The organism is Streptomyces tendae, from assembly GCF_008632955.1.
Lineage (GTDB): Bacteria > Actinomycetota > Actinomycetes > Streptomycetales > Streptomycetaceae > Streptomyces.
The window spans coordinates 6,358,338-6,371,770 of the sequence record NZ_CP043959.1 but is presented as its reverse complement, the minus strand read 5'-3'; the positions used below and the strand labels follow the sequence as shown (position 1 = coordinate 6,371,770).

The following is a 13,433-nucleotide window of genomic DNA, read 5'->3' as shown; positions in this document are numbered from 1 at the left end:
ACGAACACCGTAAAACATGCCCGGACCAGCGCGTGTGTATCGTGCCCTGGTGCTCACTGTGACCTCTGTCAACGTCAATGGACTGCGCGCCGCCGCGAAGAAGGGCTTCGTGGAGTGGCTCGCCGGTACCTCCGCCGATGTGCTGTGCCTCCAGGAGGTGCGGGCCGAGGCGGCGCAGCTCCCGGAGACGGTGCGGGAGCCCGAGGGCTGGCACGTGGTGCACGCGCCGGCCGCCGCCAAGGGGCGCGCGGGCGTCTCGCTGTACACCCGCCGCGAGCCGGAGCGGGTGCGGGTCGGTTTCGGCTCGGCGGAGTTCGACGGCAGCGGCCGGTACGTGGAGGCGGACCTGCCCGGTGTGACCGTCGCCTCCCTCTACCTGCCGTCCGGCGACGTCGGCACGGAGCGGCAGGACGAGAAGGTCCGCTTCATGGAGGAGTTCCTGGCGTACCTCAAGGAGTTGCGGGTGAAGGCCGCCGCCGACGGCCGTGAGGTCGTGGTCTGCGGCGACTGGAACATCGCGCACGAGAAGGCCGACCTGAGGAACTGGCGCGGCAACACCAAGAACTCCGGGTTCCTGCCGGAGGAGCGGGAGTGGCTGTCCCGTGTCCTGGACCCGGCCGACGGCGGCTACGTCGACGTGGTGCGCGCCCTGCACCCGGACATCGACGGCCCGTACTCGTGGTGGTCGTACCGGGGGCGCGCTTTCGACAACGACACGGGATGGCGCATCGACTACCAGATGACCACCCCGGGGCTCGCGGACCGCGCGGTGAAGGCGTACGTGGAGCGGGCGGCGACGCACGCCGAACGCTGGTCGGACCACGCGCCGGTGACGGTCGTCTACGGGTACGGCGTCAGGTGAGGTCCCGGGGTATTACCCCGGCTCAGTTCTTCTGGTGCAGCCGCCGGTCCAGCGCCAGTGACAGTTCCGCGTCCACCACGCTGCGTGCCAGGGGGCGCAGGCGGTGCAGGGTCTCCTCCGGGGCGTGGCGGAGGATCAGGGCGGCGAAGAGGTCGGCGAGCGCGTCGGCGTGGGCGCGTACCTCCGCGCCGGTGCGGAGCACCTCGCCGAGCGGGATGCCCTCGCGGACCAGGGCGGACGACACCTCCAGCAGGCGGCGGCTGATGTGGACGATCTCCTCGCCGTCGACGCCCAGGTAGCCGAGGTCCAGGGCGGCGGCCAGGTTCTCCGGGGTGACCTCGCCGGCGAAGTGGTCGGCGAGTTCCTCGGGGGTGAGGCGGACCGGGGTCTCCTCGGTGGGGACCTCCACGCCGAGCAGGTCGCCGACGTCGCGCCCGTGGTCGAAGGCCTCCGCCAGCTCCGCTATGCCGTTGAGGGTGTGGCCGCGCTCCAGCAGGGCCGTGATGGTGCGCAGCCGGGCCAGGTGCTGGTCGTCGTACCAGGCGATGCGGCCCTCGCGGCGCGGTGGCGGGATCAGTTTGCGCTCGCGGTAGAAGCGCAGCGTGCGCACGGTGACGCCGGCCAGCCGGGCCAGCTCCGCCATGCGGTACTCGCGCTTCTGCGGGGGTGTCTCGCTGTCGTCTGCCACATCTGAACCCTAGGCCGTACCGGCGGTAACTTTCCTCGCGCACCCCCTACCCATGAGTACGGCACTGCTCTACGCTCCCCATTGCGCCAGTGTTCACTGGCATGGTTCTGAGCGATGCGCGGAGGCTTTGGGATGGCCGAGCACGAGCATGTACGGGTCGCGGTGATCGGGTCGGGATTCGGCGGACTCGGGGCCGCCGTACGGCTGCGGCGTGAAGGGATCACCGACTTCGTCGTCCTGGAACGGGCGGGCAGCGTCGGCGGCACCTGGCGGGACAACAGTTACCCAGGGTGCGCCTGCGACGTGCCGTCGCACCTGTACTCCTTCTCCTTCGCGCCCAACCCCGACTGGCCGCGCTCCTTCTCCGGACAGGAGCACATCCGCGCCTACCTGGAGCACGTCACCGACGTGTTCGGGCTGCGCCCGCACATCCGCTTCGACTCGGAGGTGAAGCGGATGGCGTGGGACGGCGAGCGGCTGTGCTGGGACATCGAGACCAGCAGCGGCGACCTCAGCGCGGACGTCGTCGTCTCGGCCACCGGGCCGCTGTCCGAGCCCAAGCTGCCGGACGTCCCCGGTCTGGACACCTTCCCCGGCAAGGTCTTCCACTCCGCCCGCTGGGACCACGACTACGACCTGCGCGGCAAGCGCGTCGCCATGGTCGGCACCGGCGCCTCCGCGATCCAGATCGTGCCGGCGATCCAGCCGCAGGCCGAGCGGCTCACGCTGTTCCAGCGCACCCCCGCCTGGGTGCTGCCGCGCATGGACCGGCCCATCGGTTCCGCCGAGCGCGCCGTGCACCGGGCGGCGCCCTTCACCACCAAGATGCGCCGCGGACTGCTGTGGGGCATCCGGGAGCTGCAGGTCCAGGCGTTCACCAAGCACCCCGGCCAGCTCGGGTTCGTGGAGCAGCTGGCCAAGCGCAACATGGCCCGGGCGATCAAGGACCCGGCGCTGCGCGCCAAGCTCACCCCGGACTACCGCATCGGCTGCAAGCGGATCCTGCTGTCCAGCACGTACTACCCGGCCCTCGCGCAGCCCAACGTGGACGTCGTCGCGAGCGGGCTGAGCGAGGTGCGCGGCTCGACCGTGGTCGCCGCCGACGGCACCGAGGCCGAGGTCGACGCGATCGTGTTCGGCACCGGCTTCCACGTCACGGACATGCCGATCGCCGAGCGGGTCGTCGGCCCGGAGGGCAAGACCCTCGCCGAGTCCTGGTCCGGCGGCATGCAGGCGCTGCGCGGCGCCTCCGCGGCCGGCTTCCCCAACTGGATGACGATCATCGGCCCCAACACCGGCCTCGGGAACTCCTCGATGATCCTGATGATCGAGTCCCAGCTGAACTACATGGCCGACTACCTGCGTCAGCTCGACGTCCTGGGAGGCCGGGCCGCCCTCGACGCCCGCCCCGGCGCGGTGCGTGCCTGGAACCACCGGGTGCAGGAGCGGATGAAGCGCACGGTGTGGAACACCGGCGGCTGCACCAGCTGGTACCTGGACGAGAGCGGCCGCAACACCACCATCTGGCCCGGCACGACCGCCGAGTTCCGGCGCGCCACCCGCCGCGTCGACCTCGCCGAGTACGCCGTGCTGCGCGCCCCCGCCGAGCGGGAGACGACCGCCGCCGAGAGCACGGAGGTGTCCGCGTGATCCGCCCCACCCCCGCCACCGGCGGGCGTTACGCCCCGCCCGCCGCCGTCCGCGAGCTGACCGCCCGCTCCGCCGACGGCACCGCACTCCACGTCGAGGTGCACGGCCCCGAGGGCGCGCCCGCCGTCGTCCTCGCCCACGGCTGGACCTGCTCGACCGCCTTCTGGGCCGCGCAGATCCGCGAACTCGCCGCCGACCACCGGGTGATCGCCTACGACCAGCGCGGACACGGGCGCACCCCGGCGAGCCCCGCGAGCCCCGCGTGCACCACGGACGCGCTCGCCGACGACCTCGAGGCCGTCCTCACCGCCACCCTCGCACCCGGCGAACGCGCCGTGATCGCCGGGCACTCCATGGGCGGCATGACCGTGATGGCCGCCTCCCAACGGCCCGCGTTCCGCGAGCACGCCGCCGCCGTCCTGCTGTGCAGCACCGGCAGCGGGCAGCTGGTCGCCGAGTCGACCGTGCTGCCGCTGCGGCCGGGCAGAGCCCGGACCTGGCTGACCGGACGCATCCTCGGCAGCCGGGCCCCGCTCGGTCCGGTCACACCGGCCGCCCGGCGCATCCTCAAGTACGCGACCATGGGCCCCGCTTCGGCCCCGGACATGGTGGAGGCCTGCGCGCGCATCGTGCACGCCTGCCCGCGCACCGTGCGCCACGCCTGGTCCCATGTGCTCGCCTCCCTCGATCTCGAAGCGGACGTACGGGGGTTGCGGGTGCCGGTGGAGGTCGTCGTCGGCACCGCCGACCGGCTCACCCCGCCCGTGCACGCCCGCGCGCTCGCCGCCGCGCTGCCCGACTGCCGCGGCGTCACCGAACTGCCCGGCGTCGGCCACATGACTCCCGTCGAGGCGCCCGACCTGGTCACCGGGCGGATCCGTGACCTCGTCGCCGCCCATGTGAGCCCCCGCCAGCCCGCCGTACCCGCCGCACCCGCCGAGGAGAGCGCATGAGCAGGGTCAGTCTCGAAGGAAAGGTCGCCGTCGTCACCGGAGCGGCGCGCGGAGTCGGGGAGCTGCTCGCCCGCAAACTCTCCGCGCGCGGCGTGAAGGTGGCGCTGGTCGGCCTGGAGCCGGACGCGCTGAAGGACGTCTCCGCCCGGCTGCACAGCGACAGCGATCACTGGTGCGCCGACGTCACCGACCACGAGGCGATGGCCCAGGTCACCGAGCAGGTCCGCGAGCGGTTCGGCCGCGTGGACATCGTGGTCGCCAACGCCGGTGTGGCGACCGGCGGTCCGTTCACCGAGTCCGACCCGGAGGCCTGGCGGCGGGTCATCGAGGTGAACCTCGTCGGATCGGCCGTCACCGCACGGGCGTTCCTGCCGCTGCTCGCCGAGAGCCGCGGCTACCTGCTCCAGATAGCGTCCCTCGCCGCGATCACCCCCGCGCCGATGATGACCGCGTACTGCGCCTCCAAGTCCGGTGTGGAGGCGTACGCGCACGCCCTGCGCGCCGAAGTCGCCCACCGGGGCGTGAAGGTGGGCGTCGGCTACCTGTCGTGGACCGACACCGACATGGTGCGCGGCGCCGACCAGGACGACGTCATGCGGGAGTTGAGGCAGCGGCTGCCGTGGCCGGCCAACAAGACCTACCCGCTGGGCCCGGCCGTGGACCGGCTGGTCGCCGGCATCGAGCGGCGGTCCGCTCACGTCTACGGGCAGGGCTGGCTGCGCGGCATGCAGAGCGTCCGCGGCTATCTGCCCTCCCTCATCGGCACGGTCGGACAACGGGAGATGAGGCGGTTCGGGCACCGGCTCGAGGGCTTGCGCATCGGGCTGGTCGGAGCGGGCGGCAACGCCGACGAACAGCACCGCGCTACGGTCCGTGACTGATCGACATGCGCAGGGTGACCGCCCGTGTGAATCTGATGGGGCAAGTTCCCCCACCCCACACGGGAGTGAACCCACATGGGTATGAAGGACCAGATGCAGGAGAAGGCCGGCCAGTTCCAGCAGCAGGCCAAGCAGCGCGCCCAGCAGGGCAAGGAGCAGCTGCAGCAGAACCGCAACCGCCGTCGGGACGACGAGGCGGCGGACCCGCAGCGTCGCCGCGAGTCGGAGGAGCGTTTCGACCAGGACCACGAGGTCTGACGGTCGGCACCACCGGGCACTGAGGTGCCCACGCGCTGAGCGCGGGTGGGAAGGGGTGCCCCTGGCGAAGGGGGCACCCCTTCCTCACGTCCGCGGCGGCAGCTTCGGGCGCGAACGGTCGGGCACGTCGCCGTAGCCCGGCGGCGAGGCCGGCGGTTCGGCCTCCAGCAGGTTCAGGGCGAGCGTCACGGCGTCGTCCAGGACCGCGTGCCGGCCCTCGGCCCAGTCCAGCGGCGTGCGCAGCGCCTCCAGGTCGGGGTCGACACCCCGGTTCTCCACGGACCAGCCGTACGCGTCGAACCAGGCCGCGTTCATCGGCACCGTGATCACCGTGCCGTCCCCGAGCCGGTGCCGGCCGGTCATGCCGACCACCCCGCCCCAGGTGCGCTGCCCGACCACCGGCCCCAGCTTCAGCAGCTTGAACGCGGCGGTGATCATGTCGCCGTCGGAGCTGGTCGCCTCGTCGGCCAGGGCGACGACCGGTCCGCGCGGCGCGTTCGAGGCGTACGACACGGGCTGGGCGTCACGGGTGAGGTCCCAGCCGATGATGGTGCGGGTCAGCTTCTCCACCACCAGTTCGCTGATGTGCCCGCCGGCGTTGCCGCGCACGTCGACGATGAGCGCGGGCCGTGACATCTCCATGCGCACGTCCCGGTTGAACTGCGCCCAGCCGGAGCCGCCCATGTCGGGGATGTGCAGGTAGCCGCACCGTCCGCCGCTCAACTCCCGGACCACGGCACGCCGTTTGGCGACCCAGTCCTGGTAGCGCAGGGGCGTCTCGTCGATCAGCGGGACGACCGCGACCCGCCGGGGCGGGCCCTCGCCGTCGGGCACGAAGGTGAGCTCCACGGTCGTGCCGCCCGCCGCCGCGAGCAGCGGGTAGGGGCCGGCGACCGGGTCCACGGGGCGCCCGTCGACGTGGGTGAGCACCGCGCCCTCGCGGATGCCGGCGCCGGCCAGCGGGGAGCGGGCGCGGGAGTCGGAGGAGTCGCCGGGCAGGATCCGCTTCACCGTCCAGCCGGCCTCGCGCGGCACCAGGTTGGCGCCGAGCAGGCCCTGGCGGCGCTGGTAGTGCGGGGGACCCTCGTTGCGGCGGGCGGCGGTCACGTAGGCGTGCGAGGTGCCCAGTTCGCCGAGCACCTCGCGCAGCAGGTCGGCGAACTCGTCGGGTGAGGCGACCCGTTCGACCAGCGGGCGGTACTGCTCCAGCACCCCGTCCCAGTCGATGCCGCACATGTCCGGCTCCCAGAAGTAGGCGCGGATCAGCCGCCCCGCCTCCTCGTACGCCTGGCGCCACTCGGCGGCCGGTTCGGCCTCGTGCTTGATGCGGCGCAGGTCGATCCACACCGTGGAGTCGCCGTCACCCGGCTCCGTGGCGGGCACCGCGCGCAGCTCGCCCTCGTCCACCACGACCAGCCGGGAACCGTCCCCGCTGACCGCGAAACAGTCGAGGTGGGCGACGAGTTCGGACTTCTTGGCCTTGGGGATGCCGAAGTGCTCCAGGGTGGGGCGTCCGCTGGTGTCGTCGGGGTTGGCGAACGTCTCGCCGAGCGCCCCGGAGATCGGCCAGCGCAGCCACACCAGCCCGCAGCCCGCGACCGGGTACAGCCCGGAGTACTTGGACGCGGCCACCGGGAAGGGGCTGACCCTGCTCTCCAGGCCCTCCGCCTCCACGGTGACCGTGCCGCCCTCCTCGCTCTCCTCCTGCTCCAGCGGGTCGAGACCGCCCGCCGCGGGACGGCCCTCGGGACTCAGCGCGAACGGCGAGGGTGTCGCCGAGGACAGCGGGACCAGGTACGGGCGGCAGCCCAGCGGGAAGGACAGGTCCCCGGTGTGCACGTCGTACACCGGGTCGAAGCCGCGCCACGACAGGAAGGCCAGGTAGCGGCCGTCCCGGGTGAAGACCGGGTTCTCGTCCTCGAAGCGGCCGCCTGTGACGTCGAGGACCAGCCGGTCCTTGATGCGCGCGAGTTTGATCTGCCGCAGGGAGCGTCCGATCACCGGGTGGGACCAGGCCAGCCAGGCGCCGTCGGGCGAGAAGGCGAGGTCGCGCACGGGGCCGTTGCCGGAGTGGATCAGCTCGGTGACCTCGCCCGCCGTCCCGTCCGTCGCCTCGTCGGTGTCCACCAGCAGCAGCCGGCCGTCGTGCGCGGCGACGGCGAGCCGCTGCCCCTCGGGGTCGGCCACCATCTCCAGCACCCGGCCCAGCCTGCCCGCGGCCAGCCGCCGGTGGACGCGGTGGCCGGTGGCCCGGGGCAGCGAGGCGATCTCCACGGCGTCCTCGCCCTCGGCGTCGGTGACGTACGCGACCTGGCCGCCGGCGCCGAGCATCTCCGGCAGCCGGACCCGCACGCCCGGGGTGTCGGTCAGGGTGCGGGCGGGCCCGTCGCGGTGGGTGAGCCAGTACAGGCTGCCGCGTACGACGACGGCGCTGGCGCGGCCGGTCTCGTCGACGGAGAGGCCGTCCAGGTGCTGCGCGGTGGGCACCTGGTAGGGGCGCCGGCCGGAGCGCGGACCGCTCAGCCGCACGTCGAGCCGGCGCGGGGCGGAACCGGGGGAGAGGTCGTCCACGATCCACAGGTCGCCCGCGCACTGGTAGACGACGCGGGTGCCGTCGGTGGCGGCGTGCCGGGCGTAGAAGGAGTCGTGGTCGGTGTGGCGGCGCAGGTCGGTGCCGTCGTGGGCGCAGGAGTAGAGGTTGCCGATGCCCTCGTGGTCGGAGAGGAAGGCGATCCGTCCGCCGACGAACATGGGGGAGTGCAGATGGCCGTCGAGGCCGTCGAGCAGCCGGTGCCCGTGCAGCCAGAGCCTGCCGGTGGCGCCGCCCCGGTAGCGCTTCCAGGACGCCGGTTCGTGCGGCGGGGTGCCGGTGAGCAGCAGGGATTTGCGCTCGCCCGCGAGGTCGGCGACCTGGATGTCGGACACCGGGCCCCACGGCAGCTTGCGTCCGGGGCTGCCGTCCAGGCCCAGCTTGTAGGCCCAGGTGAAGTACGAGAAGGGCTCGCCGTGCGAGGTGACGGCGAGGATCTCGGCGTGGCCGTCCTCGTGGGGCGGGGCCCAGCCGCACACCCGGGTGTCGGAGCTGCCCCAGTACGTCAGGCGCCGCCCGGGTCCGCCGTCCGCCGGCACCAGGTGCACCTCCGGGTCCAGGGTGCGCCAGCTGGTGTACGCGATGTGGCGGCCGTCGGGGGAGAAGCGGGGGTGGCCGAGCTTGGTGCGGTCGACGGTGAGCCGCCAGGCGCGGCCCGGTCCGTCGAGCGGGGCGAGCCAGAGGTCGTCCTCCGCGACGAAGCACAGCAGGTCGTCCTTGAGGTGCGGCAGACGCAGGTAAGTCACCCTCCCCATGCTTTTCCGGGGGACGGACCGCAGCAACTTATGCGGAACCGACAACCGTGACGCAGACCACGTACGAAACGGTTTCGTTTCGATACTCGTGAGTTGTATCGTCGTCTTGTACGAAACCGTGTCGTTTCTTTGACGCGGTGGGACCCGGAGCGGAAAGGTGGTCGGCATGAGTGACATCGCGACGTCACGTCGCAGCCGGATCACCCCCGAACGCGAGGCCGAGCTGTACGGCGCCGTGCTCGAACTGCTCCGTGAGGTCGGCTACGACGCCCTCACCATGGACGCCGTGGCCGCCCGCACCCGGTCCAGCAAGGCCACGCTCTACCGGCAGTGGGGTGGCAAGGCCGAGCTGGTGGTCCGGGCGATGCGCAGCCAGAAGCCGGGCGGCATCGCCGAGGTGGACACCGGGACCCTGCGGGGTGACCTGCACACGATCATCGGCCGCGAGGACGACTGCGTCATGGCGCAGAACGTCGCCCTCATGCGGGCCCTCGCCATGGCGGTGCACCAGAACGACGACCTCCGGCAGGCCTTCCGGGAGCTGCTGGTGGAACCGGAGATCGAGGAGTTCCGCCGGATCGTCGACCGGGCGGTCGACCGGGGAGAGGTCCGCGCCGACAACCCGGCGCTGGAGTACATCGTGCACATGCTCGTCGGGGCGTTCGCGACCCGGACCCTGATCGACGACCGGCCACCCACGCAGAAGTTCCTCACGTCGTACATCGACGCCGTGGTGCTCCCCGCCCTCGGCGTCGCCCCAGCCCACTGACAGCCCAACCCCCTGACAACCCACAGTTCAGCCACCCTGACGTAACCTCCCCCACCGCCTGAAGGGCGTGGGCGGTACCCCCAGCGTCGTCGGGCTGATAACCCCTGCCCCGAACCCACCACGACCTGACCGGGAGCACGCCCTCGTGGCCACATTCCTGTACCGACTCGGCCGGTTCTCCTTCCGGAAACGGCACGTCGTCGCCCTCTTCTGGGTGGCGCTGCTGGCGCTCGCGGGCGCCGGCGCGGCCGGCGCACCCGCGGCCGGCAACTCCTCCTTCTCCATCCCCGGCACCGAGGCCCAGAAGGCCTTCGACCTGCTGGAGGAACGATTCCCCGGCTCCAGCGCCGACGGGGCGACCGCACGCGTCGTCTTCAAGGCGCCGGACGGCGAGAAGATGACCGACCCCGGGAACAGGACGACGGTCCGGGAGACCGTCGACGAGCTTTCCGGCGGTTCCGAGGTTGCCCGGATCACCGATCCCTACGAGACCGGCGGCGTCAGCCAGGACGGCTCCGTCGCCTACGCCTCGGTGACCTACAAGGTCCCCGGCATGGAGCTGGAGGAGCCGACCCGCGAGGCCCTGAAGGCCGCCGCCGAGGACGCCCGCGACGCCGGGCTGGCCGTCGAGATCGGCGGTGACGCCCTCCAGGCCGTTCCGGAGACGGGCTCCGCCGAGATCATCGGCATCGGTGTCGCCGCGGTCGTCCTCGTCATCACACTCGGCTCGCTGCTCGCCGCCGGACTGCCGCTGCTCACCGCGATCGTCGGCGTCGGCATCGGCGTCGCGACCATCACCGCGCTGGCGAGCACGCTCGACCTGGGCTCCACCACCTCCATCCTGGCCTCGATGATCGGTCTCGCGGTCGGCATCGACTACGCCCTGTTCGTGGTCTCCCGCTACCGCGCCGAACTCGCCGAGGGCCGCGAACGCGAGGAAGCGGCCGGCCGGGCCGTGGGCACCGCCGGTTCCGCGGTGGTCTTCGCCGGCCTGACCGTCGTGATCGCTCTGGTGGGCCTCTCCGTCGTCAACATCCCGATGCTGACGAAGATGGGCATCGCCGCCGCCGGCACCGTCGCCGTCGCCGTCCTGATCGCCCTCACCCTCATCCCGGCCGTGCTCGGCTACGCCGGGCGCCGCATCCCCGCCGCGGGCGAGAAGAGCAAGCTGCTCGGCGGCGGCCGTGCCAAGAACAAGACGGGACGCCCCAACATGGGCACCCGCTGGGCGAGCTTCGTCGTCCGCCGTCCGCTGGCCGTGCTGCTGCTCGGCATCGTCGGCCTCGGCGCCGCCGCGGTCCCGGCCGGCTCCCTGGAACTGGGCCTGCCCGACGACGGCTCCCAGCCGACGTCCACCACCCAGCGCCGCGCCTACGACCTGCTCTCCGAGGGCTTCGGCCCGGGTTTCAACGGCCCGCTGGTGGTCGTGGTCGACGCCCAGGGCAGCGAGGACCCGCAGGCCGTCTTCCGGCAGGCCGGCGACGAGATCAAGGCCCTCGACAACGTCGTGAACGTCGCCCCCGCGGCCCCCAACAAGGCCGGCGACACCGCGACCATCACCGTCGTCCCGGACGCCAAGCCCTCCTCGGCCACCACCGAGGACCTGGTGCACGACATCCGCGCCGCCGGTGCGGACATCAGGGCCGACAGCGGCGCCGACGTCCTGGTCACCGGGGCCACGGCGATGAACATCGACGTCTCGCAGAAGCTCAACGACGCGCTGGTGCCGTACCTGGTGCTGGTGGTGGGGCTCGCGTTCCTGCTGCTGATCGTCGTTTTCCGCTCGATCCTGGTCCCGCTGAAGGCGGCCCTCGGCTTCCTGCTCTCGGTGCTGGCGGCCCTCGGCGCGGTCGTCGCGGTCTACCAGTGGGGCTGGCTGTCCGGCCTGATGGGCGTCGAGGAGACCGGTCCGATCATGTCGATGATGCCGATCTTCATGGTCGGCGTGGTCTTCGGACTGGCCATGGACTACGAGGTGTTCCTTGTGACCCGCATCCGGGAGGCCCACGTCCACGGCGAGAAGCCGTCCCAGGCCGTGGTCACCGGGTTCCGGTACAGCGCCCGGGTGGTGACCGCCGCGGCGGTCATCATGATCGCGGTGTTCTCCGGGTTCATCGGGGCCAGCGACTCCATGGTCAAGATGATCGGCTTCGGCCTCGCGATCGCCGTCCTCTTCGACGCGTTCGTGGTCCGCATGGCGATCGTTCCGGCCGTCCTGGCGCTGCTCGGCGACAAGGCCTGGTGGCTGCCGAAGTGGCTGGACCGTGCCCTGCCCAACGTGGACGTCGAGGGTGAGAGCCTCGCCGCGCACGGCGGCACGGCGGGCAAGGACGACGAGGACAAGGAACTCGTCCGGGCCTGACCGCCCGGACGGTCACGACCAGCCGGTGAGGGCTCCGTGGGGACGGGGCGCCCTCACCGGCTTCCTCGTCCCCTGTGTCCGGCCCGCTCGCCGGGCCTCCCTCGTCCGGCCGCTCGCCGGGCCCCCGTCCGGCCCGCCGTCCGGCTCACGGAACGAGGTCGCGTGGCCTGTGCACCGACCGCTAGCGTGCCTCGCATGACCACCTCCGCCACCGACGCCGAGGGCTCCGGAGCCCATCCCCGCTTCGCCGAGGCCCTGCGGGACCTGGGCCTCGCGGACGTGATCGGCCAGGTCCGCCGCTTCCCCGAGGCCACCCGCACCGCCGCCGAGGCCGCAGCCGCGATCGGCTGCGAGCTCAGCCAGATCTGCAAGTCCCTGATCTTCGCCGCCGACGGGGTGCCCGTGCTGGTGCTCATGGACGGCGCCTCCCGCGTCGACGTCGAGCGGGTCCGCGAGGAGCTCGGCGCCGGCCGGGTCACCCGCGCCAGGGCCGACGTCGTCCGCGAGAGCACCGGGTACGCCATCGGCGGCGTTCCGCCCTTCGGCCACCGCACCACGACCCGGGTCCTCGCCGACCGCTCGCTGCTCGGCCACGCCACCGTGTGGGCGGCGGCCGGCACCCCGTACACCGTCTTCCCGATGGAACCCAAGACGTTGATCGCCCACGCCGGCGCGACCCTCACGGACGTACGCGAGCGCACCGCGTGACGCCCCGGTTCGGTGCGGCGGCCGTGCGCTCAGGTGCCGTGGACGGTGGAGCGGTGCCCGACGTGGACGACCCGCCCGGGCTCCCGCGCGAGCGCACCGCGTGACGCCGTTGGTCGCCGTGGCGGTGCTGTTCGCCGCGGTCACCCACGCCGGCTGGAACGCGCTCGCGCACCGGATCACCGACAAGCTCGTCGGGTTCGCGCTGATCTCCGGCGGAGGGCTGCTGATCGGGCTGGCCGCCGCCCCGTTCGTGCCGTTCCCGGCGGCCGGGGCGTGGCCGTACCTGCTCGGCTCGGCGGCCGTGCACATCCTGTACTACGCGCTGCTGATGACGTCGTTCCGGCTGGGCGACTTCGGACAGGCCTACCCGCTGGCCCGGGGCAGCGCGCCGCTCGTCGTCACCGTGCTGGCCGCCGTGTTCGCGCACGAGGTGCCCGACCCGTGGGCCGCCGCCGGGATCGTCGTCTCCTGCGCGGGCCTGACCGGGGTCGCCGTGTGGGGGCTGCGCGGCCGGCGGCCCGACTGGGCGGCCGTCGGCGCGGCCCTGGCGACCGGGCTCACCATCGCCGTGTACACCGTCGTCGACGGTCTCGGCGTCCGCGCCTCCGGCTCGTCGACCGGGTACATCGCGTGGCTGATGGCGGTCCAGGGCACGGTCATCCCCGCGTACGCCCTGGTGCGGCTGCGCGGCGAGGCGGTCGCGAGGATGCGGCCGCACGCCCGGCTCGGCCTGCTCGGCGCCGCGCTGTCCGTCCTCGCCTACGCCCTGGTCCTGTGGGCGCAGACCCGGGCACCGCTCGCCCCGGTCGCGGCGCTGCGCGAGTCGTCGATCATCGTGGGCGCGGTGATCGGGGCGGTGTTCTTCAAGGAGCGGTTCGGCGCGCCGCGCGTCGCCGCGGCCGGGCTGCTGGTGGTGGGCATCGGGCTGATGCTGCACGCCGCGTAGGCGCCCGGCGC

Annotated in this window: 11 protein-coding genes; 9 read left to right on the top strand and 2 right to left on the bottom strand. The window is 72.8% G+C overall.

Translation table 11 applies throughout. The features are described from left to right. Positions 1-16 precede the first annotated feature (16 nt). Positions 17-862, top strand: coding sequence for an exodeoxyribonuclease III (locus F3L20_RS29110; protein ID WP_150156826.1), 846 nt, complete (start codon positions 17-19; stop codon positions 860-862). Positions 863-884: 22 nt separating this feature from the next. Here F3L20_RS29110 and F3L20_RS29105 read toward each other — a convergent pair whose 3' ends face one another. Next, positions 885-1,505 carry a MerR family transcriptional regulator gene (locus tag F3L20_RS29105; RefSeq protein WP_150157535.1) on the bottom strand — a complete coding sequence of 207 codons (621 nt, stop codon included), beginning with the start codon at positions 1,503-1,505 and terminating at the stop codon, positions 885-887. Between the two features lie 177 nt (positions 1,506-1,682). On the opposite strand from F3L20_RS29105, the gene F3L20_RS29100 reads away from it, so the two are divergent. From F3L20_RS29100 to F3L20_RS29085, 4 genes are all read left to right on the top strand, one after another. Continuing rightward, the gene (locus tag F3L20_RS29100) at positions 1,683-3,200 is read left to right on the top strand and encodes a flavin-containing monooxygenase (protein WP_150156825.1); all 1,518 of its coding nucleotides are present in this window, start codon (positions 1,683-1,685) and stop codon (positions 3,198-3,200) included. Beyond that, positions 3,197-4,153 carry an alpha/beta fold hydrolase gene (locus F3L20_RS29095; RefSeq protein WP_150156824.1) on the top strand — a complete coding sequence of 319 codons (957 nt, stop codon included), beginning with the start codon at positions 3,197-3,199 and terminating at the stop codon, positions 4,151-4,153. The genes F3L20_RS29100 and F3L20_RS29095 overlap by 4 nt, the downstream gene beginning before the upstream one ends. After that, positions 4,150-5,034: an SDR family oxidoreductase gene (locus F3L20_RS29090; protein ID WP_150156823.1), complete on the top strand. Its 885-nt coding sequence runs from the start codon at positions 4,150-4,152 to the stop codon at positions 5,032-5,034. The genes F3L20_RS29095 and F3L20_RS29090 overlap by 4 nt, the downstream gene beginning before the upstream one ends. 75 nt (positions 5,035-5,109) lie before the next feature. Further along, a complete protein-coding gene (locus F3L20_RS29085; RefSeq protein ID WP_145826884.1) occupies positions 5,110-5,292 on the top strand; it encodes a hypothetical protein in 183 nt (60 codons plus the stop codon). 84 nt (positions 5,293-5,376) lie between these two features. Here the strand turns inward: F3L20_RS29085 and F3L20_RS29080 are convergent, their stop codons facing one another. Continuing rightward, positions 5,377-8,628, bottom strand: coding sequence for a S41 family peptidase (locus F3L20_RS29080; RefSeq protein ID WP_150156822.1), 3,252 nt, complete (start codon positions 8,626-8,628; stop codon positions 5,377-5,379). Between the two features lie 175 nt (positions 8,629-8,803). On the opposite strand from F3L20_RS29080, the gene F3L20_RS29075 reads away from it, so the two are divergent. The 4 genes from F3L20_RS29075 (at position 8,804) to F3L20_RS29060 (ending at position 13,422) form a co-directional block, all read left to right on the top strand. Further along, complete coding sequence (locus F3L20_RS29075; protein ID WP_150156821.1) at positions 8,804-9,406, top strand: TetR/AcrR family transcriptional regulator; 603 nt, start codon at positions 8,804-8,806, stop codon at positions 9,404-9,406. A gap of 145 nt (positions 9,407-9,551) precedes the next feature. After that, complete coding sequence (locus tag F3L20_RS29070; RefSeq protein ID WP_150156820.1) at positions 9,552-11,768, top strand: MMPL family transporter; 2,217 nt, start codon at positions 9,552-9,554, stop codon at positions 11,766-11,768. Positions 11,769-11,963: 195 nt separating this feature from the next. Then, the gene (locus F3L20_RS29065) at positions 11,964-12,476 is read left to right on the top strand and encodes a YbaK/EbsC family protein (protein WP_150156819.1); all 513 of its coding nucleotides are present in this window, start codon (positions 11,964-11,966) and stop codon (positions 12,474-12,476) included. A 100-nt stretch (positions 12,477-12,576) separates the two neighbouring features. Continuing rightward, positions 12,577-13,422, top strand: a complete 846-nt coding sequence (locus F3L20_RS29060) for an EamA family transporter (protein WP_150156818.1) — start codon at positions 12,577-12,579, stop codon at positions 13,420-13,422. Positions 13,423-13,433: the final 11 nt, after the last annotated feature.

Excerpts from the sequence above, each read along its gene's own strand:
- F3L20_RS29105 (WP_150157535.1), bottom strand. The coding sequence starts at position 1,505 with ATGGCGGAGCTGGCCCGGCTGGCCGGCGTCACCGTGCGCACGCTGCGC.
- F3L20_RS29065 (WP_150156819.1), top strand. The coding sequence starts at position 11,964 with ATGACCACCTCCGCCACCGACGCCGAGGGCTCCGGAGCCCATCCCCGC.
- F3L20_RS29075 (WP_150156821.1), top strand. The coding sequence starts at position 8,804 with ATGAGTGACATCGCGACGTCACGTCGCAGCCGGATCACCCCCGAACGC.
- F3L20_RS29110 (WP_150156826.1), top strand. The coding sequence starts at position 17 with ATGCCCGGACCAGCGCGTGTGTATCGTGCCCTGGTGCTCACTGTGACC.
- F3L20_RS29100 (WP_150156825.1), top strand. The coding sequence starts at position 1,683 with ATGGCCGAGCACGAGCATGTACGGGTCGCGGTGATCGGGTCGGGATTC.
- F3L20_RS29085 (WP_145826884.1), top strand. The coding sequence starts at position 5,110 with ATGGGTATGAAGGACCAGATGCAGGAGAAGGCCGGCCAGTTCCAGCAG.
- F3L20_RS29090 (WP_150156823.1), top strand. The coding sequence starts at position 4,150 with ATGAGCAGGGTCAGTCTCGAAGGAAAGGTCGCCGTCGTCACCGGAGCG.